This is a genomic window from Methylosinus sp. sav-2 (assembly GCF_004366495.1).
Classification (GTDB): Bacteria; Pseudomonadota; Alphaproteobacteria; order Rhizobiales; family Beijerinckiaceae; genus Methylosinus.
In genome coordinates this window covers 43,482-66,762 of sequence record NZ_SOEJ01000016.1, presented here as the reverse complement: position 1 = coordinate 66,762, position 23,281 = coordinate 43,482, and the positions used below count along the sequence as shown (strand labels likewise).

The window sequence follows — 23,281 nt, the reverse complement described above, 5'->3', positions numbered from 1 at the left end:
GATCAGCGCGACAGAGTAGGTCTCGTCGACACGCGACGATCCTCCGCTTGGCGCGCGACGCAGTTCCATCGCTTTTCGCACTCGGGAACATAGCGTCGGACTCGGCGCATGACGGCCGCAAAGACTCGGCCCTGTCCCGATGCGCGGACATGCGACATTCACGATTGCCGGCACGGCTTCGCGACAGCCGGTCGATGAGCATCGATTTGTTCGGCTTCTCATGGCTGCGTTGGGCTTCGAGCCTCGTCGCCTGAGCCCACAGCCGACTTTTCCAGAGGCAGCGTGAAGCTGAAGATCGCTCCACCTTCCGGATTGGCTTCGGCCCAAATCTTTCCGTAATGCGCTTCGACGATGTTGCGTGAAATCGACAATCCCACGCCTATCCCGCGCGCCTTCGTCGTGACGAAAGGTTCGAACAGCTTCGCCTTGATCTCGTCCGGCACGCCGGGACCGGTGTCGGCGACATCGATGCGGATCATTTCTCCCGCGACCGAGGACGTCGAAATCGTCAACTCGCGCTTATCCGACGCGCTCATCGCATCGATCGCGTTCCGCATCAGATTGATCAGGACCTGCTTGATCTGCACCTTGTCCACGAGCGCGCGATCGTCCTTCGCATTCAAACGAATTGTTCCACGGACTCCGGACTGTTTCGCAGTCGGGAGGGTGAGCTCATAGGCCTCCTCGATCAGCTTATGCACGCTCGAGAAGGTTTTCTTCGGCTCGTCGCGGGAGACGAATTCTCGCAAGTGATCGACCACCTGCGCGGCCCACATCACCTGCTCGACAGCGCTTCCCAAAATGCTTTCGATGCTCGCCGGGCGCCGCTCCGACGGTATTTTCAACGAGCGCTGCGCCGCATGGAGATAGGTCGCGGCCGCCGAGAGCGGCTGATTGATCTCATGGGCGAGGCCCGTGCCCATTTCCTTCATGGAGATCAATCGGTCTGCTTGCAGTTTTTGCACCTTCTCTTCGGAGCGCGTCGTGGTGGTCACATCGATGAAGGTCGCCACGACTCCGTCGATTTGTTGAGAGCCTCCACGATAAGTGGTGAGGCGGGCGAGATAATAGGGCGCATCGACGTCGTTCTTGTGCACGCGCCGCTCGATCGAGGTCCCGCTTTCCAGCACCTCGAGAAGGTCGGCGGTCAATTCGGGGTAGTCGAGCTTCGCCGCGAGGTCGGTGAGCGGTCGCCCGGCGTCCGAAGGGATGATGTTGAAGATTTGAGACGCCGCAGGCGTGAAGGTTCGGATGACGAGATTACGATCCATGAAGATCGTCGCGATGCGAGTGCTCGCGAACACGTTCCTCAGATCGCTGTTGGCTCGGTCCAGATCGTCGATCTTGCTTTCCAGCTCATGGTTGACGGTCCTCATCTCCTCGTTGAGCGATTGCAGCTCTTCCTTCGAGGATTCGAGCTCCTCATTGGTAGACTGCGTCTCCTCATTCATCGAGATCAGCTCTTCATTCGCTGATTTCAATTCCTCGAGAGCCGTCTCATATTCCTCGATCGTCGCCTGAAGTCGTTCGCGGGTCTCGAACAGCTCGCCTTCGAGCCGCATCGCGTCGCCTGCCGGCTCGGTCGGAGAGGTCGACATCATGTCCGCTGTCGATGGTTCTCTCGCTTGGAACAAAATCAAGAAAAGCGCCTTGCCGCCCTCCCGGTCCAGCAGGGGCTCGGCAGTCAGCGAGACGAGTTCCGTGTGGTCGTTATCGGCTTCTACTTTTACGTTTTGACGCGTCGCTGTCCGGCGTGTCTCGATCGCCTCGCGCAGCACGCTGCGCAAATCGAGGCGCAGACCTTTGCGCGCCATCGCGAAGATCTGACGATCGGGCGCTCCGGGCGCCGCTTCGAGATATTTGCCCGTTCGGGCGGAAAAATGAACGATGTCGCCGTCCTCGGTCACGACGACATGCGGAGGCGCGAATCCTTCGGCGACGCGCGCCTCCACGCTGCGCCGCAATTGTGATGCGGATCCGGCGTTGGTCTTGCCGGACACAGGAGCCGGGTAGGAGACAGCGCGCAAGCCAGCCGTGAAATGCGGCATGCGCACGCGCCGGCCGGGATCGCGCGCCTCGAACAGGCAATGTTTCTTGTCGATCGGTGTAAAGAGATCGGAGAACTGGCCGACGCTCTCGGACATACCGAGAAAAAGAATCCCGCTGGCTCGGAGGGAATAGTGAAAGATGGGAATCACTTCCCTCTGCACATCCGCGCCGAGATAGATGAGCAGATTGCGACAGGACACCAGGTCCATGTGCGAGAAAGGCGGATCGCGCAGAATGCTGTGCGGAGAGAAGACGCAGAGGTCGCGAACCGCCTTGACGACGACATAGCTGCCGGACTCGGCGGTAAAAAAGCGTTTGCGTCTCTGGTCCGAGACCCCGTCCATCAGCGCAAGGGGATAGCGGGCGGCGCGCGCGATCGTCAGAGCCGCGTCATCGATATCGGTCGCGAAAATGGTCACTCGCGGGGCGACTCTCAATCCGTCCATATGCTCGCGAAGAGTGATCGCGATCGAATAGACTTCTTCGCCGGTGGAACAACCCGGAACCCAGACCCGCACCGTGTCGGCCGCTCCTTTTCCCTCGAACAACCGCGGAACGGCGCTTTCTCGGAGCGCGTCGAATGCGTCCGAATCGCGAAAAAAGCTCGTGACATTGATCAGGAGGTCGCGAAAGAGCGCCGTCGCCTCTTCGGGAGCCTCGCGCAGGCGCTCCACATAGTCGGCGATCTGTTCGCATTGCTGGATATGCATGCGGCGACGGACCCGGCGCATGAATGTCTTGGTCTTGTAGCCGCTGAAGTCGTGCCCCGCAGAATCACGCAGGATCGAATAGATGGCTTGGCGCGCCTCGAGAACGACGCCGCTGTCGTCGTTCATTCGCCGATCCGAGGCGAGATCGTCCGGCTCGTCGAGATCGCGTATGATCTCGACGAGCTTTTCCGCCATCGCATCGACCGGAATCGCAAAATCGACCAGTCCGCTGGCGATGGCGCTGCCTGGCATTCCAGCAAATCCCGGACCCGACCCATCGCTCGCCTGCGCCATGGTGACGCCGCCGTGCTCCTTGATCGCCTTGATGCCGAGAACGCCGTCGCTGCCGCTCCCCGACAGGACGACCCCGATGGCGGTTTCGCCGCGGTCGCGAGCGAGCGCGCTGAAGAATACGTCGATAGGCGATCGCTCGTGATGGGCTGGGTCGGTCGCTATCAGCCGAAGCCGCCCGGAGGCGATCGTCAGGACCGTCGCCGGCGGAATAACATATATCTTATCCTTCTCGAGGCGCTGACCGTCGCGAGCGACCTCGACGCTCATTTTGGCATGGTGCCCCAAAATATCCGTGAGCAGGCTCTTCCGATCCGGAGCCAAATGCATGATGACGACGAAGCTCATGCCTGGATTGGCGGGCATGGCGCGGAACAGACTCTCCAGCGCTTGGATGCCGCCCGCGGAAGCGCCGACGCCTACGACTGGAAACGATATGTCCGGGTTCATCGGCAGCGCCTTTCACCTCGGCTCTATATGCGCTTCGAGGCGTTCGATGTCACGCTGATCAGTAACGTAGCAATGCCGAGCAGCCTATTTCACGGGCGAATATATCATATTTCACGAGGAGGAGCGGCTGACGGCGTTCCTTCGTCAGCGGCAGCGGCGGCATGAGACGCGCCCGCAGGGTAAACAAGAACGCCGCCGACCTCAGCCGCTCCGCTCGAGCGAAGCCCTCGATGAATATCGTCGACGGCGTCGAAAGAACCAAGAAACGTCACCGCTCACGTTGACCGGATGACGTCGATCCAGTCTCACCGCCCTACGTACTGCAGGCGGGTCTTGCCGGCAGGCTGTCGAAAAGGTCCATCGGAAATACGATCGAGCTTTAGCGATAGCGAGATGAAATATACGCGTCGTCGATGCAATCATGCGGAGAGAGATTGGACCGCGAAGCGGTTATGAGGGAGATGATATGGGCGAGTTCAAGATCAAGGTAGCGCGCATCGAGGCGGCGGCGCCGAATGAGAAAGGAGACCGTGTTCAGATAACATTCGAGGTCGAGCGCGAGCCTTTGGTTTTCCAAATCCCGATTCTTCTCGAGATGAAAGAATTTGACGATACTGAAATGGTTCAGGTCGCGAAGAATGAGCTACATCGAACATTCGACGAATTGACCAATCAGACCGAGAAGTGGACACTGAGTGTGGAGGACGTGCAGCAGCTTTCTAATATCAGCTTGCGTCCAAAGACATGATGCCTTGGTGGGACACACGAGCGCCTAGCGTGGGCTCCGATCGAGGCGGATCAAATTCGTAAGCGGCGAAAGAGTTTGCGCATTATGAAGGTTTGAAGATGTCGGCGCAGGTTTCGAGGGCCGCATCAGAACGGCGACGGTTCGCTCGGCGCTCTTGCGCCAATACGCCTTCAGCTTGGAAAGCCTGCGATTACGGGTTCTTCACGCGAGTCGACGCCTCCAGCGTGAACTCGGGACAAGCGTCGGTGGGGTCCGCCGACGCACGCGGCGCGCCATCGAGAAGGCGCGCCGCGCGCAGGCGCTCATTCCGGCAGGGCGAACACTGTGAGCACGCCGCCGAGCGCCGTATAGTTCGACAGGCTACGATAATTGCCCACGGCGCCGAGACCGTCGCTGCTCTTCGTCAATCCCGCCGCGAGACCGATTCCCGCCCAGCCGCCGACGCCCGAAAGCACAGCGACATATTGCTTTCCGCCGACCTCATAGGTGATCACATTGCCGATGATGCCGGAAGGCGTCTTGCGCCGGAACAGCTCCTTGCCGGTCTTTGTGTCGACGGCCTTCAGATAGCCCTCGAGCGTGCCGTAGAAGGTCACGCCGCCATCCGTCGTGACCGCGCCCGACCAGACGGAGAATTGCTCCTTGTTCGCCCACACGATCTTGCCGGTCTTGGCGTCCCAGGCGATGAAATTGCCCGTATGCGTCTCACCCTTGTCGCGATCGGCGGGGAACATCTCGACGGTGGCGCCGACATAGGGCTGTCCGGCCGAATAGCTGACCCGGAACGGTTCGAAATCCATGCAGACGTGATTGGTCGGCACGAGGAAGAGGCCCGTATTCGGGTCGTAGCTCGCTGGCTGCTCGTCCTTGGAGCCGAGCGTCGTCGGACAGGCGCCGCGCGTCGTCTCGTCCTCGCCATGCGCCTCGGTCGAGAAGCGCTCGTCGAGGATCGGACGGCCATAGGTCTTCGACGTTTTGTCGAGATCGATCTTCGTGGCCCAATTGACGGCGGGATCGAATTTCGCGGCGACGAGCAATTCGCCACTGACGCGATCGAGCGTGTAGCCGAAGCCGTTGCGGTCGAAATGAACGGCCGTCTTGCGCTTTTTTCCGTCGATCTCTTGATCGACGAGCAGCAGCTCGTTGACCGCGTCATAATCCCATTGGTCGTGCGGCGTCGTCTGATAGACCCATCTTGCCTTGCCCGTGTCGAGATCACGCGCCCACAAAGTCATGGACCAGCGATTGTCGCCAGGGCGCTGAAGGGGATTCCATGTCGAGGGATTGCCGGAGCCGTAATAGACGAGATTGAGCTCTGGGTCGTAGCTGTACCAGCCCCATGTCGTGCCGCCGCCGAGCTTCCACTGATCGCCTTGCCAAGTGTTGATCCCGGAGTCCTTGCCCACCGGCTTGCCGAGATGCGTCGTCTTCTCGGGGTCGATCAACGTGTCGTCGTCCGGCCCGGTCGAATAGCCACGCCATAATAGCGCGCCGGTCTTCACATCATAGGCGGAGATATGGCCGCGCACGCCATATTCGCCGCCAGCGTTGCCGACGAGCACCTTGTCTTTGAACACATGCGGCGCGGCCGTGGATGTCTCGCCCTTCGACGGATCGCCGAATTTGACGGACCAGATCGGCTTGTCCTTGCCCTCGCCGGAAGACGCGCCCGTCGCTGCGTCGAGCGCGACGAGAGTCGTGTCGGCTTGGGCGAGGAAGATCTTGCCGTCGCCATAGGCGAGGCCGCGATTGACCGTGTCGCAGCACATCACAGGAACGACGGATGCATCCTGCTGTGGCGCGTATTTCCAAAGCACCTTGTGCTCTGGATCTCTCAAATCGAGCGCATAGACATTGTTGGGAAATGGCGTGTGCAGATACATCACGTCGGTGACATAGGCCGCTTTCGTCGTCTTGCCGTCTTTCTCGATGACGGCGGGAATCGTCACATCGTGAATGACCAGCGGAGCGCCCTCGTGTCCGCGCAAGACGCCGGTCGAGAATTGCCAGTCGACTGCGAGCTTATGCACATTCGCCGTGGTGATCTGCTTCAACGCCGAATGCCGAAGATTGGCGTAATCGCCTGTCGGCGACACCCATTGGCGCGCGTCCTTCTGCAGGTCGAGCAGCGTGTCCGCAAAGGCGCCGCTCGCCGCGAGCGCAAGCGCGCCGATCGAAATCGACAGTCGAAGTTTCCTCATCTGCATTTCATTTCCTCCGCAGCCGGCTATTTTCTCGTTTGCCCTTCATGCGCGGCGGACGGCGCCGAGCCCGGGAAGCCGTGCGCCATCCGCCGCGCGCTCATGCAGCGGTCGCATGCAACGCCGCTCGAAGATCGATATTCATCGAATGGGCGTGGCGCGCCAGATCACGAACAAGGGACGCGCTTCCGATTGTCGCAAATTTGCGACAGCTGCGGCTGTCGTCCGTCATCGAGCGGCGCTCGGCGCCCTATGCTCGGCGTGAAACGATTCCAAAATGACGAGAGTGGGCAAAAGTCGGGCGCTCGATGCAAATCCGCCGACGCCAGCGGAGCTGGCTTCACGCGTCGAACACGAGATCGAGATGCGCTTCGAACAAATCGCCGATGTCCAGAGGGTGGGCGCGATCGAGCAGACCATTGTGAATGATCGCGAACCAGATCGGCGCGATGAGCAGATGAGGATAGTCTTCGAGCTCGGGACGGCGCAGCTCTCCTCTGGCTCGCGCGGTCGCGGCCAAATCGCGGATCTGCTTCAAGAGCGGCTCGAACATCACGCGGCGGTAGATCTCCGTCATCTCCGGAAAGCGCGCGCCTTCGACGAGCACGAGTCGCGCGATGGCGGCGCGACCATTGCGCTCGATCTCGCGTATCGACACGAGCATGGTGCGCCGTATGAATGTCGACACCGGCTCGTCGGGTCGGCGATTGGCGGGGTCGGCGTCGATCAACGCTCCTGCGATCTTCTCCCGCACCACGGCTTCGAACAGCGCCTCTTTGGCCGGAAAGTATCGATAGGACGTACCCTTGGCGACGCCCGCGCGTCTTGCGACGCCGTCCATCGTCGTGTCGGCGTAGCCATTCTCGAGAAACTCCCCGAGCGCGGCGTCGATGATGACGCGGCGCGTCTGCGCGGTCTTCTCTGGGCTCGGCCCTCTACCGGCCCGCCGCGGCTCCACGCTCTTCGTGGGCTTTGTCGGTCGCTTCGCCATTCTTCTCGTGTCTTTCCGCCGGATCATGGCTTGACATAAAATGACCAAGTGGTCATTTTTATCGAAACCCCGGCCAGACGCAAGCGCTTCGCTGCGGTCGCCGACGCTTCCGGAACCCCTTGATGACTTTTTTCGGCTCGAGCCATTGGCTGTTCTCGGTCAAGACATTCGTCGCCGCGATGTTGGCCCTCGCCGTCAGCTTCTGGCTCGATCTGCCGCGGCCCTATTGGGCGTTGGCGTCGGTCTATATCGCCTCGCAGCCGCTCGCCGGCGCGACGATGTCGAAGGCCGTCTATCGGGCCGCTGGCACATTGATCGGCGCGGCGGGCGCGGTTCTGATGGTTCCCAATCTGGTCGACGCCCCGCTCGTGCTGGCGCTCGCCATGTCGATCTGGTCGGGATTTTGCCTCTATCTCGCGCTGCTCGACCGCACGCCGCGCGGCTATGTTTTCATGCTCGCCGGCTATACAGCGGCGATCGTCGGATTTCCGGCCGTCGACGCGCCGTCGACGGTCTTCGATCTCGCTCTGTCGCGAACCGAAGAAATCCTCGTCGGCATCGCTTGCGCTTCGCTCGTGTCGAGCCTCGTCTTCCCGCGCTCCGTCGGCGCCGTCGTCGCCGAAAGGCTCGATATCTCGCTGCGGCACGGACGCGACGCCGCCGGCGACGCGCTCGATCCGCAAACGAGCGCGCCGAACGACGCGCATTGGTTACGCCTCGTGACCGATGTGGCGGAGATCGAGACGCTCGCCGCCCATCTCTCCTTCGATCCTGCGGTCGAACGCCGATCACTCGACCGCATCCGTCGCATCACGCCACGCATGCTCATGCTGTTTCCCGTTCTGTCGGCGATCTCCGATCGCCTCGCCGCGCTCGCCGACCTCGGCGGCGCCTCGGAACGCGTTGGCGCGCTCGTCGAGCGCGCGCGCGCCGTGGTCGTCGGGGCCGAAGATTCGGAGAAGACGACTGCCGAGCTTCGGCGCGACCTCGAGTCGGCTGCCGCCGCGAGCGCGGACGCCGACTGGCGCGCGCTCATCGAGGCGAGCCTCTGCCAGCGTATCGGCGAGCTGCTCGATATTTTGTTCGACTGCGGCGAGCTGACGAAAGCCCTCGCCGACGGGTCGGTTCAGCCAGCGCCCTTGCGCCTCACGGTCGAATCGCGCGTGGCGCGCGTCCGCCATCTCGACCATGGCGCCGCCCTGCACGCGGCCTTCGCGCTCGGCTGCGCGATTTTCGCCTGCTGCCTATTCTGGATCGCCACGGCGTGGCCGGAGGGCTCGGTCGCAGCCATGATGGGAGCGATCGTCGGAAGCCTCTACGCATCTCAGGACGATCCCACTCCGTCGATCGCCGGCTTCGCCAAATGGACCATCGTCGCCACGACGATCGCCGGCGTCTACCTTTTTGTCATATTGCCGCGCATTCACAATTTCGAGACGCTGGCGCTGGCGCTCGCTCCCGTCTACCTCGCCTTCGGCTTGCTCATCGCCTCGCCGCAGACCTTTCGCATCGGCTTGCCGCTGGCCATCGTCACGCCGACGGCCATGGCCGTGCAGGAGCTCTATTCCGCGGACGCCGAGAATTTCGTGAATACGAGTCTCGCAATGTCCGCCGGCATGGCGCTGACGGCGGTCACGACGGCCTTGATCCGCCGCGCCGGCGCGCAATGGCGCGCGCGCCGCTATGCGCGCGCCAACCGGGACGCGCTCGTTCAGGCGGCCGATCCGCGCGCGGGAAACGACGTGCGCCTCATGGGCTTGATGCTCGATCGTCTGTTTCTGCTCGCGCCCATCGCCCATGCGGTCGAAGGCAAACTGCCGGACGCGCTGCGCGATTTGAGAACCGGGCTGAATATTCTCGATGCGCGCCGATCGCGAAACACGCTGGTCGGCTCTCGCCGAAGACGGATCGACGCGTTGTTGAAGCATCTCACCCGCTCTTTCCAGATCGGTGCGCCGGCGCCGTCTCGGGCCGCTCTGCATGCGATCGACCGCGCGATGGCGATGGCGCGAAACGCCGGCGACGCGCGCCTGCTGCTCGCTCTGGTCGGCCTGCGGCGCTGTCTCTTCGCCGCAGAGCCCCCGCCCGACCAGTCCTTGTTGGAGGCGAAAGTCGCATGAATGCGGAAATCAGCATCTTCGGCGTGTTCGTATCGTCGCTGCTCGCCTTTGCGCTCGTCGCTTTCGTTCTGGAGGTCGTGATCGAGCGAGCGCTCGAAACCATCGGCTTCTACCGCTTCGTCTGGCACCCGGCATTGTTCAATTTCGCCATGTTCGTCTGTCTGCTCGGCGCTTGCGTTCTTCTCTTATCCCCGGAACGTCTGTGAAAACGAAGCTGCTCACCTTCCTTCGCATCGCGACGACATTAGCGCTCGCCCTGGCGGCGGCCTTCGTCGTCTGGCGCCTTTGGGAATATTACGAAGCGGAGCCCTGGACCAGGGACGGGCGCGTGCGCGCCGATGTCGTCGCCGTCGCCGCCGATGTGTCGGGGCTCGTCAGCGAGGTGCTCGTTCACGACGATCAATTCGTACGCAAGGGCGAGGCGCTGTTCCGCATCGATCGGGAGCGCTTCGTTCTCGCGCTGCGACAGGCCGAGGCGATTCTCGAGGGACGCGCCGCCGCGCTCGACGTCGCGACGAAGGATCTGGCGCGTTATCGCGCTCTCGAGGCGACGAAGACGATCGCGGTCTCCAAGCAGCAGCTCGACGCGGCGATATCCGCGCAGGCGCAGGCCCAAGCGGCGTTGCGGCAGGCGGCGGCCGACCGCGATGTCGCCAGATTGAACCTCGATCGATCGGAGGTGCGCGCTTCCGTCAGCGGGCCTTTGACGAATTTCGACCTGAGGCCCGGCGTCTATGTGACGGCGGGCAAGGGCGTCGCGGCGCTGATCGACGCGGAGAGCCTGTATGTCGACGGCTATTTCGAGGAGACGAAGCTGCCGATGATTCACGTCGGCGACCGCGCCGAGATTCATTTGATGGGCGAGACGAAGACGATCTTCGGACGCGTCGAAGGAATAGCGGGCGGCATAGAGGATCGCGAGCGCAGCGCCGGAACGACGATGCTGCCCAACGTCAATCCGACATTCAGCTGGGTGCGGCTCGCGCAGCGCATACCTGTCCGCATCGCGCTCGATCCGACGGCCGACGACGTGGCCATGATCGCCGGCCGCACGGCGACTGTCGTTATCGGCGCGAAGAAGCCATGACGCCGCCGCTCGACGACGACCACCCGTTGCGTTGAGCGGAACGCGCGCTCAGCGACTCGCGGAGGAAGCGTAGCCTCGCTCGACGGCCTTCAACGCCGCCTCGAATCTGTCGAGAATCGCGCCGATGTCGCTGTCGCTCACGATGAGTGGCGGCAGGAGGCGCACAACCGATGCGAAGCGGCCGCCGAGCTCGAGAATGAGGCCGCGACGCAGGCACTCGTGTTGGATTTTTCGCGCCGTCTCCGGAGCCGCCGGCCGCATCGCTCCATCCGGCGCGCGGTCGTCGACGATCTCCACGCCGACCATGAGGCCGCGTCCGCGAATGTCGGCGATGCAGGATGCGTCTTCGGCGATCGACGCCAGTCCGCGCCGAAGACGCGCGCCCATCGTCTCCGCATTGAGATCGAGCCTTTCGCGCATGATATGGCGGATCGTCGCGGCGCCCGATGCGAAGGCGAGCTGATTGCCGCGAAACGTCCCGGCATGCGCGCCGGCCTTCCATATATCCAGATCGCGATGATAGACGACGACCGATAGCGGAAGCCCGCCGCCGATCGCTTTCGACAGCACGAGCACATCCGGCGTCACGCCGGCATGCTCGCATGCATACATGCGCCCGGTGCGTCCGAGACCTGTTTGCACCTCGTCGAGAATGAGAGGAATGCCGCGGCGCTTGGTGATGTCGCGAATCTTGCGCAGCCAGTCGTCCGGCGCCGGATTTACGCCGCCCTCTCCTTGAACGACCTCGAGTATCATGCCGGCGGGCGGCAGCACGCCGCTGTTCGGATCCTCGAGGAGATTCTCGATATAGCGCGCGCCAATGTCCGAGCCGGCCTCCCCGCCGAGTCCGAAGGGACAGCGATAATCGGAAGGGTAGGGAAGAAATTGCACCTCGCCGCCGAGACCGCCGACGGCCCTTCGCGGAGTCGGCTCGCCGGTGACGCCGAGGGTCGCATGCGTCATTCCATGATAGGCGCCCTGGAACGATGCGACGCCGCGCCGCCCGGTCGCGGTCTTGACGAGCTTGAGAGCCGCCTCGACCGCATCCGCGCCGGAGGGGCCGCAAAATTGTATTTTGAAGTCTTCTGCGAATGTCGGCGGAAGACTGTCGAACAGCTCGCGGATAAACCGATCCTTCAGCGGCGTCGGCAGATCGAGCGTCTGGAACGGCGCCTGCTCCGCCAAGGTCGCGCGGATCGCCTCGACGACAACCGGATGATTGTGGCCCAGAGCCAAGGCGCCCGCTCCCGCGAGACAGTCGATGTATTCACGTCCTTCGGTGTCCTCCACGATGACGCCGCGGCCTGCTCTGAGGGCGATCGGCAGGCTTCGCGGATAGGTCCTCGCATTGGATTCGATATCGGCCTGGCGCGCGAGATAGCGATTGCCGAACGCGCTATAGAGCGGATATGCGGCATGGAGGTTCTCGGCGCCGGAACTCGGGAATTCGCCGTCCGAAGGGCGATCGACGAGCTGCACGCTCGCATTCGAAAATTCCGGGTCGGTCGGCGCGGTCGACGGCGCGCGGCTGCTCGCAAACGCATCTGACGATTTGGACATCGTGCACCCCATCGGCGCCCCCGCGACGACGGACCATTCCGTCGGCGTACGCATTCCTGCTGACAAAGACGTGCGAGGTCGGACGAAGGCGCCAAACAATTTTCTGCGCGCGCGTCGCCCTGGGGGAGCGTCGACGATGAGCAGCCTGCGGTCGCTGCTCGGCGACGAATGTCACGAAAATATTTGCGCAGTGGGTGCGGCGGCTATCGATGGTCGGGCGTCGCCATCTGGCGGACTGTCAGAAAGTCACGCCCGCCGAACGCAGCGCAAAGAAGCCGAAGCCGTCAGCCCCGCGGCTGCTTTTCCCGCCGCGGCTTCTGCTTGTGCTTCGGCGGGGCGTCTCTGCGCGGCGGCTTGACGTGTCTCGGCTCGGAATAGCCGTCCAGACGATCCACGCGAATATTGTCGCCGCCCGGCCGGCGCATGTCGACGACGAATTGCGCCGCCGCCGGCTCGGCGATCTCGACCTGCGTCTCATGCTCGAAGATCTGGATCGCGCCAATGTCTTGCCGCGTGAGATTTCCCTTGCGACAGAGCATGGGCAGCAGCCATTTCGGATCGGCGTTCTTCGCTCGGCCGATGTCGAGACGAAACCAGACGGCGCCGCCGGGCAAGCGGGACGGACGCGGCTCTTTGGCCGGCTTTGCGCCTGCCGCCCGGGAGGGGCGGGGCTCTCGGGGCTCCCGAGACTCGCGAGGTTCCCGGCGCTCGGGCTCCTGCCCGGGGTCGACGACGGCCTCGGTCGCGGGAAGCCGCGCGCGATAGAGGCGAACGAGCATCGCGCCGAGCTGCTCGGGCGATTGTTCCGCGAGAAGCAGCTTCGCCGCTTCGAAATCTTCCTCGTTCGGCGGCTCCAGCAGCAGCGGGTCGCTCATCATGCGCTTGCGATCGAGCTCGCTGATTTCCTCGGCGGAGGGCGGCCCGCTCCAAAATGCGTGAACGCCCGCGTCTCGCAGCAGACGCTCGGCGCGCTGACGTCTCGCGGAGGGAATCAGCAGCGCGCTGACGCCCTTGCGCCCGGCGCGTCCGGTACGACCGCTGCGGTGCTGCAGCGCTTCCGCGTCATGCGGCAGATCGGCGTGAATGACGAGATCGAGATTGGGCAGGTCGATGCCGCGCGCCGCAACGTCGGTGGCGATGCAGACGCGCGCCCGCCCGTCGCGAAGCGCCTGCATGGAGTGGTTGCGCTCGTGCTGGCCGAGCTCGCCCGACAGCAGCACGGCCGCAAAACCGCGTTCGAGCAAGATCGCATGCAGATGGCGAACAGACTCGCGCGTGTTGCAGAACACGATCGCAGTCGGCGCCTCGAAATAGCGCAAGAGATTGACGGTCGCGAGCTCCGTCTCCTTCGGCGCGACGCGAACCGCGCGATAGTCGATGTCGCCGTGACCGCGCTCCCCACGCGCCACGTCGATCCGCCGCGCGTCGCGCTGATAACGCTTGGCCAGAGCCGCAATGCCCTTCGGCATGGTGGCCGAGAAGAGCAGCGTGCGTCGATCCTGCGGCGTCGCCTCGAGAATGAACTCGAGATCCTCCCGAAAGCCCAAGTCGAGCATCTCGTCGGCTTCGTCGAGAATGACCGCGACGATGCGCGTCGTGTCCAGCCCGCCACGCTCTATGTGATCGCGCAAACGTCCGGGCGTTCCCACGACGATATGGGCGCCCTCCGTCAATTTGCGGCGCTCGAGGCGCGCGTCCATGCCGCCGACGCAAGAGACGATTCGCGCCGCGGCGTGCTCGTAGAGCCAGCCCAGCTCGCGCTCGACCTGCAAGGCGAGCTCGCGCGTCGGCGCGACGACGAGCGCGAGGGGCGCATGCGGCTCCGGCAGGCGATCCGCCTCGCCGAGAATCGTCGAGGCGATGGCCAAGCCATAGGCGACCGTCTTTCCCGATCCGGTCTGAGCGGAAACGAGAATGTCTCCGTCTTGCGCTTCGGCGGACAGCACCGCCGCTTGAACCGGCGTGGGCGAATTGTAATTGCGCTCCGCCAAGGCTTTGGCGAGCGGGGCGCGGGCGTTCGGGAAGGTCACGGGTGAGCTTGCCTGGCGAGTGGGCGATGCAGAGAATGGGCGAGAGATACGCGCTCGAACGGGTCTCGTCGAGCCATCGGCTCGTTGGAAGGTCGGGGCCGCCGAAGCGAGCTTGGTCGGCGCGATATTATTTGCTTCGCGCGCGTCCCGCTAGATGGCGCTTCCGATCGAACGGAGAATAGCGTTCTAACGGAGAATAGCGTTCTAGAGGAGGTCGTCGATCTCCTCGATCTTGTCGTCGTCGTCGATCGGCGGCGGGACGCTGTCGTCGGCTTCTGCGTCTTCGTCCACCTCTTCCTCGGTCTCTGTTTCCGCCTCGGCTTCCGTCTCCGTTTCAGACGATGAAATGGCGTCGCTCGGAGGCTGGTCGCCGATGCGCGCGTCGCCGGCCATGGAGCGATACGGAGCCCTCCGCGGAAGCGAGCGCGGCAGCTCCACGACTTGGAAGATCGCCGCGCATTTGGGACAAGTGATCGGCTCGCGATTGAGATCGAAAAACGCGGCGCCACAGCTCAGGCATCGGCGCTTCGCGCCAAGTTCGGCTTTCGCCACGGCCTTCTCCTCTTGGTCGAGAATTCGGGCTTCAGGCGACCTGCAGCTGGTCGGCCGAAGATTTGCCGCTGCGCTTGTCGATGACGGTCTCGTAGGAAATCTTCTGGCCTTCGGCGAGGCCGCGAAGCCCTGCGCGCTCCACCGCGCTGATGTGGACGAACACATCCGCGCTGCCGGAGTCCGGCTGGATGAAGCCGAAGCCCTTCTGCGAGTTGAACCACTTCACGATACCGGTTTGCATGCGTTTTCCTTCTCTCGCGCGAAGACTGGGCGGCCGCGGTCGCGCGGTCGCATGTAGATCGAAGCTCTGGGAGGAAAGTCGCACGCCGACGCGCCAAAAGGCGGGAAAGCTCGTTCGTTCGGCCGAAACTCGATTTAGGAGATATAGGGCGTCGGGACGAAAATGCAACAGAGCGGTTTCGCTGCGAGACTATGTTTGCGGGGCTCGCGTGCTGGCGTCGCCACAGGATGCGCCTCGCGCGCTTTATTTCGAGACGCGATTGCGCGCGAGCTCGGCCCCTGGGCCGGCCGCCTCGAGCTGCTGAGCCGCGTCCTGGTCCCTGTCAAACATCAGGGGGATGGGAATCAGGCGCTGAAAAAACAGTTGAACCTCGAGACACAGGCTGCTTACTGCGCCAAGATTCCACTTCCAATTCGCTATGCAATCTAAATGAATAGCGCATTGGATTCTCTCTTCGGACACGAATTCCGTCGATCGGAACGCGTCCGAGCAAACAAATGAGCCGTCCTCGAATGACCGATCAGCCCTGTCCCTGCCGCGCCCAGGACGCCGAGCCGGCGCCCCTCTCCGCTTGCTGCGGCCCTCATGTCGAAGGGGCGAAACCCGCGCCGACCGCCGAGGCGCTGATGCGCTCGCGCTACACGGCCTATGTTCTCGGCCGCATCGATTATCTGGAGAATACGCTCGCGCCCGAGCGTCGGGCCAGCTTCCACCGCGCGGCGGCCACCGATTGGTCGAAAAAATCGCAATGGCTCGGCCTCGACATAGAAGCGACGGAGGCGGGCCAGCCCGGCGACGCCACCGGCCATGTGGAATTCACCGCACATTATATTTCGGAAGGCCTGCGTCTCACGCATCGTGAGAAATCCCTGTTTCGCTTCGACGAAGCCGATCAGCGCTGGTATTTCGTCGAGGGCGCGGGCCGCAAGAGCGCGCCGGTCATCCGGCAGCCGAGACCGGGACGCAATGACCCTTGTTCTTGCGGATCGGGCAAAAAATACAAAAAATGCTGCGGCGTGGCGACCTGAGATCGCGCCGCGGCGGCTTGGCGTTCGCTCTCGGGGGAGCGCCGAACGCCGGCTCGGCCATGGCGACGCCGGATTGACCCTAGCGCCAGCGCTGTAGCAAAAGGCGTCGGCGCTCGCTCTTTCCTCAGTCGGCGTCAAAGGCCCGCATCGCATGATCGACCGGCGACGCCAGCTCAAACGCCTTCTCACGGCGCCGGCCGTCGTCGGCGGCGTCGGCGCGCTGATCTTCGCAGCCCTCTCGGCCACGGATCTCCACGGATTCGCGAGCGTGCTGCGCGAGCGCGCGATCGACGCGCTACAGCGGGTCGCCCCGCGTGAGACAGGGCGCGCCGGCGTGCTGGTCGTCGATATCGACTCGGCGACCGTCGTCCGCGCCGGCGGCTGGCCGCTTCCGCGCGACGACATGGCGCGGCTCGCGGCGCGCATTCTCGACGGGCGTCCCGCGGCGCTCGCTTTCGACATTTTCTTCGACAGATCCGATCGACATTCCCTGCGCGCTCATATCGAGGGCGTGTCCGATCCGAAATTGCGCGCCGAGCTCGCGCCGATTCTCGCGCAGGCGCCGGATCCAGATCACGAATTCGGCGAGACGCTCGAGCGTGGCCAGACGATTCTGGCGGCGCTGGCGGGCGGCGCGGCGCCGCCGGCCGCGTTCAATTTCGTGCAGGCCGAAGAGCCGACCGGACCGCAATCCGCGCGGCCGATCGCCGGCGCGCTCACGCCTCACGAGCCGCTCGCGGCCTCGGCTCTGGGCCTCGGCGTGTCGTCGCTGTTCGGTGAGGAGGGCGGGGTGGTGCGCAGGGCGCCGCTGCTGTTCTCGGTCGGCGATCGGCTCATTCCCGGCCTCGCGCTGGAGGCGACCCGCGTCGCCGAAAATGTCGCCATGCTCTCTGTCGAAGGCGGCCGGCTCGAGATTGGGGCGCGCCGCGCGCCTTTGGGCGAGGGCGGCGCGCTGCGCCTGCGCTGGTCCGATCCCGCCCATTGGGCGCAGCGCACGCTCTCTGCCGCCGACCTTCTCGAAGGGCGCGTCGCGCCCGAGCGGCTTGCGGGACAATTGGTCATTGTCGGCGCCAGCGCGCCGCAGGCGGGAGCGCTGCGCCCGACTCCGCTCGGCCCGCTGACCCCCAGCGTGCAGATCCACGCCGAAGCGGCGGAGCAGCTCCTCGCCGGAATAGCTCCGTTGCGCCCGAAGCACGCGGTCGCGATGGAAGTCGGCGCGGCCCTCGTCCTCGCCGCCGTCGCCGCCGCCGTCGCCGCGAGGGTCGGCCCCATGACGGCCTTCGCCCTGCAGTCGGCCCTGTCCGCGTTCTGGATCGCCGTCGCTGCGACGGCGCTGATCTTTCAGAATATCGTCCTCGATCCCGCCGGACCTCCGCTCATCGTCCTGCTCTCCGGCAATATGGCCGCGGCGGCGGCCTTCGCCCGCACGCGCCAGATGAAGGCGTTCATCTCGCGCAAATTCGAGCAATATCTTTCTGTTGACGTCGTGCGCGAGATCATCGCCCACCCCGAGCGTCTGCGGCGCAAGGGCGAGATGCGCGTCATCACGGCGCTCTTCACCGATATCGAAAATTTCACCCCCATGACGCGCCGCCTCGCGCCGCGCGACCTCATCGCCCTGCTCGACGTCTATCTCGGCGGCCTGGAGCGAATCGTCACCGATCACGGCGGCATGGTGGACGGCGTGACCGGCGACGCCATTCACGCCTTTTTCAACGTGCCGCTGGAGCGCGCCGATCACGTCGACGCCGCCATCGCCTGCGCCGCGGCGATCGTCGAATTTTCGGAAAGCTTCCGCAAAGAGCCGCTGGCGGCGCAGGCGGGCTTCGGACGCACGCGAGTCGGCGTCGAGACCGGGCCGGCGATCGTCGGCGATGTCGGCGGCGCGCGCCGCTTGAACTACACGGCCTATGGCGATGCGGTGATCGTCGCGGCCCGGCTGGAGCAGGCGAACAAGCAGTTCGATTCGCAAATCTGCATCGGACCGGGCGCCGCCGCGGCGGCGGCGCGGCGCGATTTGGCGCCGCTCGGCATGCTGCGGCTCAAAGGCCTGCCAGAGGACACGATGATCTTCACGCTCGCGGGCGAGTGACGCGCCGCGTCAGCGGACGGACTCCAGCGCCTCCTCGATGCGCTTTGCCCCCCATTTTGTCACCGGGCTCGGCTCCGAGGGCTCAGCGTCGAGCAGTCCGGGAAGGAAGACCACGCGAGGCGGCGGGAAATCGACGCCCTCTCCGGCCGTCAGCCGCACGGAACCCGACCGCGTGACGACGTCGACGGCGCCTTTCTGGACGAAAACGCCGAACACTCCCCGGCTGGGGCCGGCGAAAAACACCGTGCCGCGCGCCGACAAAAGCCCGTAAGGCGTCTCGAGGTCGAAGCTTTTTTCGGCCCCGCTGGCGCGGTCGATCAGAACGGCTCCCTCTTCCAGAGTGGTCCGGGCGGATAATTTCCCGACGAATTTGTCGACTTTCAGCACCGCATTGGCGCCGAGCCGCAGGCGCGTCGCCGCGCCGAGCTTGAGATCGAGCCGCGACGCATCGCCAGTGGTGGCGCGATCGTTCAGCAGGACGGCCGCACCCGCCTCCGCCGGCGAACGCCCATCGGCTCGCTCCAGCGCGGCTTCCCCGCGCGCCGCGACCACAGAGCCGACCGGCTCCGCGCGTGCGAGCCCGAGGGAGCCGATCGTGGCGAGGGCCGCGGCGAGGATAGCAAAGTGACGGTTGGACATGACGCAGCTTCCTTTCGCCGCACTTTGGTGCGGCGACGCTGGCGGCGCAAGCCCATCGGAGACAGCGCTCTGGGGAAAGAGCCATGGCGCTCGCGCGATGAGATCGCAAGCCCGAGACACCGTCTTCTTCGTCGCTCGGTCCAAAGGCGCTTGCGACAATCATTTTGCGAAGCGAGAGAGAAGCGGCGGCAGTCGGGCATCTGTATCGTAAAGCCGACTTTGTCCGGCGACGGGGCCTGTGGCTCTATCCTTGCTTGCGGAATTACGACTGGAACCGGGCGCGACGCCTCGAAAGCGCGCAGCCTCGCCCTCGAACAGCGGAACATGTCAGGCGCATCGTCAGATTCGGCCAATGAGCCCAATGAGCAAATCGAGCCCGTCATCGGCAGTGACGGGTCTGCGGCCACGACTCCGCTCGACTTTTCCGGCGCCGCGCCCGAGAATTGTGAAGACTCAGCTGATTTATCGGACGAGCCTCTCGAGCCGGCCGCGCTCTCCGACGCGCTCTGCGCCCAAATCACTCCGCTTTCTTTTGGCGATCGCGTCTTCTTGTTTCGATCCGAGGGGGAGGCTTGGCGCTACGCAGTCGAGATGATGCGGCGTCACCATCGGATTGTCGGCCGCCCAAAGCGACGCCGGCTCATCGTTTGCGTCGGAGCCTCGGACGGAGCGGCAGGCTTGCCCCCCGGCTTGGAAGCCGATGGCGATGTCGTGCTGCTCCAAACGGACGATCCGGGCGCATTGGCCACGGAAATCGACAATCGGACGGCTGGAATACTGATCGCTCCGGTGAGGACGAAATCCGGTTTCGAAATCGTTCCGGGAGGGCAGCTCGCGCGATTGCGCGAGACCGCGGACGAATATGGACTCGTCCTCGCTTACGACGAAAGCGCTTGCGGCTTCGGGCGCTCGGGCATGCTGTGGGCGCATGAATGGACCGGCGTGACCCCGGACGTGATGGTCGCCCTCCATCGGCCGGCGAACGCCCCGCCGCTGGCGGCGCTGGTCGTCACCCAAAGATTGGCGCGCGGAGCGCCGGGCCACCCGCCTCTCGTCGATCGGTCGACGCTCGTGAGCGGGCGCGCTTTTATGGATATGCTGGCGGCTCCCGGCTTTCTGGAACGCGTGCAGAATCGAGGCTGGCGTCTCGAAGACCGGCTCACGGAGCTGTTCTATAAGCGCCGCGGGGCGTTCACGGCGCTGAGCGGCATCGGCCTGTTGCAGGGCCTGGCGTGCCCCGGAGAGGCGGAGCCGATGCGCGCGATGCTGGCCGAACGCGGGCTCCTCACCCGCGCCATGGGATCGTTCGTCGGCCTATTTCCTCCGCTGACGATCGAGGAAGGCGAAATCGACGCGGCGGTATCCATCATCGACGCGGTCTGCGCGCGGGAGACGCAATGAGAGCCGACGCGATCGCGCCGGGAATTGCGATGATGCGGAGCGATGATCGGCGCGACGGAAATCAAAGGATCGGGCGTCGCTATCGAACGGATCGAGGCGCGAGGCTCGATCCGTCGGCGCCTTCACCGGAGGTCGGCGCGAGGCCTTCATCGATATCTCGGAGGTGCAATTTGCCGCATCTCACTCTTGCGGCAGCCGCCGAAAAGAGAGCTTGAACGTCGCGCCTCCGCCTTCGGTGTCGCCGACGACGATTTGGCCGCCGAGGCGCGTCATCAGCTCTCTCGCGATCGTCAGGCCGAGACCCGTTCCCGGCGGCGCCTCGCTCTTGCGCCAGAACGGCTCGAAAATGAGCTCGCGATCCGCTTCCGCGATTCCTTCGCCATGGTCGATGACTTCGACCATGGCGTCGGCGCCGACGCGGACGATCACAGATCCGCCTTCGGGCTCGGCGCGTAGCGCGTTGTCGACGAGATTGGAGAGAACGGACTCGAGGGCCGCGCGATTTCCGCGGACAAAGACAGCGGAATTGGGAGCATCGAATTCGATTTGGCGACCATTCTGAACAGCGAGCAGCAGCGCATCGGCGGCGACGCGCCGGCTCGAGGCAACGAGATCGACCTCTTCTGTCGAGCGGGCAGGGCTATCCGACAGGCGGGTCGTCGCCAGCAATTGCTCGACGATATTGCGAATGCGATGCGCGTCGCCTTGCAGATCGAGGAGAAAGCTCGGCTGCTTCGGAGCGTCGAGGCGCGCGGTCAAAATCGCGACAGGGGTGCGCAATTCATGAGCGGCGTTGGCGGTGAAACGGCGCAGTCGCGCGGCTCCGGCGTCGAGGCGCTCCAGCGCCTGATTGAAGGCGACGACCAGCGGCCGGACTTCCGCGGGCGTCGTTGCGTCGGGAAGACGTTGTTCGAGCGTGTCCATGTCGATCCGCGCGGCCTCGGCGGCGATGTCGCGCAGCGGGGCGAGCCCGCGGCGCACGGCGAACCAGCTCGTGAAAATGGAAAAGAGAATGGCGGGGCCGAAATAGGCGCTCATCCATTTGGCGTCGTAGAACATCGAGACAAATATATCCGGCCAACGAAATGTGAAGCCGTGGACGCCGATCGACACGGGGCCGTAGGGCGTCTCTCGCGATTGGAGATAACCGGTCGGTCGGCCGTGCTGATGCGGGTCCAGCGAGAAATGAACCCAGCTCGGATGAAGAGCGCGGAGGCTCGTCAAAGCCGTCACGAGCTCGGGCGAGGAACCTGGGGCGGGCCGCATCTCTATCGGCTCGAACACCGCATATTTCAACTTTGGGTTGCGCGCCAATTCGGCGAGTAGCGCCTGTGTGGGCTCGACTCGTAGCGCCCCATCTGCGCCGCGTTCGATAGACGCCATGATCAGCTCGCGTGTGCGTGGATAGGCGATCTCATCGAGCGAGGTCGCAAAATCCTCCAGCCCGAAGAGGCCGAGAACGAGCGCGCAGATCCAGCCCCCGCCGACCGCGACGAGCTGCGCGGCCAAGAGATAGGCAGCCGCCCGCAACGCCAGCGAAGGGCCTCTGCTCATCGCGCCGATTCCGTCAGCATATAGCCGATGCCGCGCGCGAGATGAATCGTGACGCCGGCGCCGAAGGATTCGAGCCGCTTGCGCAATCGCCAGACGAGAGTGTCGAGCGTATGCGGCTGGATTTCGGCATCGAGGCCGTAAACCTCGTCCAACAACGCTTCACGCGCTATGACACGATCGGCGCGCCGCATCAGCGCTTCGAGCAGCGCGAGCTCGCGCCGATGCAAGCCGACGGGTCGGCCGGCGATCGTCACCTCGCGACTGGCGAGGTCCAGGGCGAGATTGGCGACGGCGAGCGAAGGCTGCGGCTCGGCTCCAGGACGCCTCAGGCAGGCCCGGATCCGAGCCATCAGCTCCGGGCCGCGGAACGGCTTGGCGAGATAGTCGTCCGCGCCCGCGTCCAGCCCGCAAATCGTGTCGTCCAGCGAGTCCAGCGCCGTCAACATTATGATCCGCACGCCGGGCCGCAGCCTGCGCAAATCGGCGACGATCGACAGACCGTCGCCGTCGGGCAGGCGCCGGTCGAGCAGAATGAGACCATAATTGGCCCTCGCCGCGGCTTCGATCGTCTCCTCGAGCGAGCCGCTGCGATCGACGATGAATTGGGCTTCCGCGACGAGCGAGGCGACCAGTCGCCCCATCTCCGGCTCGTCCTCGACGAGGAGAATACGCATGATCTCACCCTTCCCCTGGGGAAAATACTCTCCTAGAGCGCTCTCCGATCGTTCGATCGATCAGAATTCGCTCCCGAATAGAGAATCTCGAATGTGATCCGAGCCGATTGGATCGGGTCACGCTCTAGTTCGCGGCCGGGCTGGACGTCGAGGCCGCAGCAACTTTGATCTGAACGAAAACTTTACGATAAATCAATGGCTGGCTCCGTCGATCGAAACGCGGTCTGTTGCTCGGAGGATACAGTGAGCCGATATTCGGCGCGCCGCGCCGGATGTGAGACTAAGGGGAGGATTTATCCGTATTTTGCCGGGGTTGATCGGCGTCGAGTCGGCGGGCGGCGACAAATGGAGATGCGGAGGCTTCGCGCCATGACGGCGGCTGGAACCCGGCTGGAAGGATTGGCGCAGAGGCTCCATCGGCTCTTTATGAGCCTGGCGGCGCTCTCGTTCGTCCTCCAGAGCCTCGCCGCAATCGGCGGCGTGTCGCCGCATTCGATGTCGCACGAGCTCGGCGCATCGCCGCCCTCTATCGATTGCGTCGCGCAAAAATCGAATCCTCATTCGCACATCCCCGTCCGGGCCGAGGAGCCGGCCTGTTGTCTGCTCTTCGGCGCCTGCGACTGCGACGCGGCGCGGCTGGCGTTCGACCTCGACAGCGCCTTTCTCGCCGAATTGCCGGGTTTCGGCGCGATGGGCCGCGGCCCTAGACCCATGGTCGACAAGCGCGGCGGCCGCCCGACCGGCTGGGCGAGCTCTTGGTCGCCACGCGCGCCGCCCCTGTTCTCCTGAAGTTCGATCGGCGCGGCAGCTCCGCGTCTTCGTTCCTTTCGGCTTTCGCGCGGCCAATGTCGTCGCGCCAGGAG

Annotated in this window: 19 protein-coding genes; 9 read left to right on the top strand and 10 right to left on the bottom strand. The window is 64.4% G+C overall.

What is annotated here, in order from left to right:
* Positions 1-218 precede the first annotated feature (218 nt).
* A complete protein-coding gene (locus EDE12_RS18665) occupies positions 219-2,885 on the bottom strand; it encodes a CheR family methyltransferase (RefSeq protein ID WP_245275728.1) in 2,667 nt (888 codons plus the stop codon).
* On the opposite strand from EDE12_RS18665, the gene EDE12_RS22330 reads away from it, so the two are divergent.
* Together EDE12_RS22330 and EDE12_RS18660 are read left to right on the top strand one after the other, a co-directional pair.
* On the top strand, positions 2,847-3,665 hold the full coding sequence (locus tag EDE12_RS22330) for a hypothetical protein (protein WP_245267466.1): 819 nt from the start codon (positions 2,847-2,849) through the stop codon (positions 3,663-3,665). The genes EDE12_RS18665 and EDE12_RS22330 overlap by 39 nt on opposite strands.
* 301 nt (positions 3,666-3,966) lie before the next feature.
* Complete coding sequence (locus EDE12_RS18660) at positions 3,967-4,248, top strand: hypothetical protein (RefSeq protein WP_024881737.1); 282 nt, start codon at positions 3,967-3,969, stop codon at positions 4,246-4,248.
* A gap of 302 nt (positions 4,249-4,550) precedes the next feature.
* Here the strand turns inward: EDE12_RS18660 and EDE12_RS18655 are convergent, their stop codons facing one another.
* Together EDE12_RS18655 and EDE12_RS18650 are read right to left on the bottom strand one after the other, a co-directional pair.
* The gene (locus tag EDE12_RS18655; protein WP_026598247.1) at positions 4,551-6,449 is read right to left on the bottom strand and encodes a methanol/ethanol family PQQ-dependent dehydrogenase; all 1,899 of its coding nucleotides are present in this window, start codon (positions 6,447-6,449) and stop codon (positions 4,551-4,553) included.
* 340 nt (positions 6,450-6,789) lie between these two features.
* Positions 6,790-7,440 carry a TetR/AcrR family transcriptional regulator gene (locus EDE12_RS18650; RefSeq protein WP_245275727.1) on the bottom strand — a complete coding sequence of 217 codons (651 nt, stop codon included), beginning with the start codon at positions 7,438-7,440 and terminating at the stop codon, positions 6,790-6,792.
* Between the two features lie 122 nt (positions 7,441-7,562).
* Between EDE12_RS18650 and EDE12_RS18645 the strand changes: the two genes are divergently transcribed.
* From EDE12_RS18645 to EDE12_RS18635, 3 genes are read left to right on the top strand one after another with little or no spacing between them, the layout of a single operon-like run.
* Positions 7,563-9,560, top strand: coding sequence for an FUSC family protein (locus tag EDE12_RS18645; protein WP_026598245.1), 1,998 nt, complete (start codon positions 7,563-7,565; stop codon positions 9,558-9,560).
* Positions 9,557-9,766, top strand: a complete 210-nt coding sequence (locus EDE12_RS18640) for a DUF1656 domain-containing protein (RefSeq protein WP_024881741.1) — start codon at positions 9,557-9,559, stop codon at positions 9,764-9,766. The genes EDE12_RS18645 and EDE12_RS18640 overlap by 4 nt, the downstream gene beginning before the upstream one ends.
* The gene (locus EDE12_RS18635; RefSeq protein WP_026598244.1) at positions 9,763-10,647 is read left to right on the top strand and encodes an HlyD family secretion protein; all 885 of its coding nucleotides are present in this window, start codon (positions 9,763-9,765) and stop codon (positions 10,645-10,647) included. The genes EDE12_RS18640 and EDE12_RS18635 overlap by 4 nt, the downstream gene beginning before the upstream one ends.
* Before the next feature lie 48 nt (positions 10,648-10,695).
* Here EDE12_RS18635 and EDE12_RS18630 read toward each other — a convergent pair whose 3' ends face one another.
* The 4 genes from EDE12_RS18630 to EDE12_RS18615 all read right to left on the bottom strand — a co-directional run bounded on the left by EDE12_RS18630 (position 10,696) and on the right by EDE12_RS18615 (position 15,030).
* Positions 10,696-12,207 (bottom strand): diaminobutyrate--2-oxoglutarate transaminase, encoded by a 1,512-nt coding sequence (locus EDE12_RS18630; RefSeq protein ID WP_026598243.1) that lies wholly within the window; start codon positions 12,205-12,207, stop codon positions 10,696-10,698.
* 284 nt (positions 12,208-12,491) lie between these two features.
* Positions 12,492-14,237 carry a DEAD/DEAH box helicase gene (locus EDE12_RS18625; RefSeq protein WP_026598242.1) on the bottom strand — a complete coding sequence of 582 codons (1,746 nt, stop codon included), beginning with the start codon at positions 14,235-14,237 and terminating at the stop codon, positions 12,492-12,494.
* A gap of 204 nt (positions 14,238-14,441) precedes the next feature.
* On the bottom strand, positions 14,442-14,789 hold the full coding sequence (locus tag EDE12_RS18620; RefSeq protein ID WP_024881745.1) for a TIGR02300 family protein: 348 nt from the start codon (positions 14,787-14,789) through the stop codon (positions 14,442-14,444).
* A 31-nt stretch (positions 14,790-14,820) separates the two neighbouring features.
* Positions 14,821-15,030 carry a cold-shock protein gene (locus EDE12_RS18615; RefSeq protein ID WP_024881746.1) on the bottom strand — a complete coding sequence of 70 codons (210 nt, stop codon included), beginning with the start codon at positions 15,028-15,030 and terminating at the stop codon, positions 14,821-14,823.
* A gap of 497 nt (positions 15,031-15,527) precedes the next feature.
* Here EDE12_RS18615 and EDE12_RS18610 point away from each other — a divergent pair, with 497 nt between their 5' ends.
* Together EDE12_RS18610 and EDE12_RS18605 are read left to right on the top strand one after the other, a co-directional pair.
* Positions 15,528-16,058 carry a YchJ family protein gene (locus tag EDE12_RS18610; protein ID WP_026598241.1) on the top strand — a complete coding sequence of 177 codons (531 nt, stop codon included), beginning with the start codon at positions 15,528-15,530 and terminating at the stop codon, positions 16,056-16,058.
* A 151-nt stretch (positions 16,059-16,209) separates the two neighbouring features.
* Positions 16,210-18,150, top strand: a complete 1,941-nt coding sequence (locus EDE12_RS18605; RefSeq protein ID WP_051592389.1) for an adenylate/guanylate cyclase domain-containing protein — start codon at positions 16,210-16,212, stop codon at positions 18,148-18,150.
* A 9-nt stretch (positions 18,151-18,159) separates the two neighbouring features.
* Here EDE12_RS18605 and EDE12_RS18600 read toward each other — a convergent pair whose 3' ends face one another.
* The gene (locus EDE12_RS18600; RefSeq protein ID WP_024881750.1) at positions 18,160-18,789 is read right to left on the bottom strand and encodes a FecR family protein; all 630 of its coding nucleotides are present in this window, start codon (positions 18,787-18,789) and stop codon (positions 18,160-18,162) included.
* A gap of 678 nt (positions 18,790-19,467) precedes the next feature.
* Between EDE12_RS18600 and EDE12_RS18595 the strand changes: the two genes are divergently transcribed.
* A complete protein-coding gene (locus EDE12_RS18595) occupies positions 19,468-20,190 on the top strand; it encodes an aminotransferase class III-fold pyridoxal phosphate-dependent enzyme (RefSeq protein WP_245275726.1) in 723 nt (240 codons plus the stop codon).
* Between the two features lie 180 nt (positions 20,191-20,370).
* On the opposite strand, the gene EDE12_RS18590 is transcribed toward EDE12_RS18595, so the two are convergent.
* Positions 20,371-21,744 (bottom strand): HAMP domain-containing sensor histidine kinase, encoded by a 1,374-nt coding sequence (locus tag EDE12_RS18590; RefSeq protein ID WP_024881752.1) that lies wholly within the window; start codon positions 21,742-21,744, stop codon positions 20,371-20,373.
* Positions 21,741-22,418: a response regulator transcription factor gene (locus tag EDE12_RS18585; protein WP_024881753.1), complete on the bottom strand. Its 678-nt coding sequence runs from the start codon at positions 22,416-22,418 to the stop codon at positions 21,741-21,743. The genes EDE12_RS18590 and EDE12_RS18585 overlap by 4 nt, the downstream gene beginning before the upstream one ends.
* A gap of 369 nt (positions 22,419-22,787) precedes the next feature.
* Between EDE12_RS18585 and EDE12_RS18580 the strand changes: the two genes are divergently transcribed.
* Positions 22,788-23,207: a hypothetical protein gene (locus EDE12_RS18580; RefSeq protein WP_134188220.1), complete on the top strand. Its 420-nt coding sequence runs from the start codon at positions 22,788-22,790 to the stop codon at positions 23,205-23,207.
* The last annotated feature ends 74 nt before the right edge of the window (positions 23,208-23,281 follow it).

Coding starts and splice junctions, on each gene's coding strand:
- EDE12_RS18580 (WP_134188220.1), top strand. CDS start 22,788: ATGACGGCGGCTGGAACCCGGCTGGAAGGATTGGCGCAGAGGCTCCAT.
- EDE12_RS18590 (WP_024881752.1), bottom strand. CDS start 21,744: ATGAGCAGAGGCCCTTCGCTGGCGTTGCGGGCGGCTGCCTATCTCTTG.
- EDE12_RS18655 (WP_026598247.1), bottom strand. CDS start 6,449: ATGAGGAAACTTCGACTGTCGATTTCGATCGGCGCGCTTGCGCTCGCG.
- EDE12_RS18600 (WP_024881750.1), bottom strand. CDS start 18,789: ATGTCCAACCGTCACTTTGCTATCCTCGCCGCGGCCCTCGCCACGATC.
- EDE12_RS18665 (WP_245275728.1), bottom strand. CDS start 2,885: ATGAACGACGACAGCGGCGTCGTTCTCGAGGCGCGCCAAGCCATCTAT.
- EDE12_RS18585 (WP_024881753.1), bottom strand. CDS start 22,418: ATGCGTATTCTCCTCGTCGAGGACGAGCCGGAGATGGGGCGACTGGTC.
- EDE12_RS18630 (WP_026598243.1), bottom strand. CDS start 12,207: ATGTCCAAATCGTCAGATGCGTTTGCGAGCAGCCGCGCGCCGTCGACC.
- EDE12_RS18660 (WP_024881737.1), top strand. CDS start 3,967: ATGGGCGAGTTCAAGATCAAGGTAGCGCGCATCGAGGCGGCGGCGCCG.
- EDE12_RS18605 (WP_051592389.1), top strand. CDS start 16,210: ATGATCGACCGGCGACGCCAGCTCAAACGCCTTCTCACGGCGCCGGCC.
- EDE12_RS18615 (WP_024881746.1), bottom strand. CDS start 15,030: ATGCAAACCGGTATCGTGAAGTGGTTCAACTCGCAGAAGGGCTTCGGC.
- EDE12_RS18645 (WP_026598245.1), top strand. CDS start 7,563: ATGACTTTTTTCGGCTCGAGCCATTGGCTGTTCTCGGTCAAGACATTC.
- EDE12_RS18640 (WP_024881741.1), top strand. CDS start 9,557: ATGAATGCGGAAATCAGCATCTTCGGCGTGTTCGTATCGTCGCTGCTC.
- EDE12_RS18610 (WP_026598241.1), top strand. CDS start 15,528: ATGAGCCGTCCTCGAATGACCGATCAGCCCTGTCCCTGCCGCGCCCAG.
- EDE12_RS18650 (WP_245275727.1), bottom strand. CDS start 7,440: ATGGCGAAGCGACCGACAAAGCCCACGAAGAGCGTGGAGCCGCGGCGG.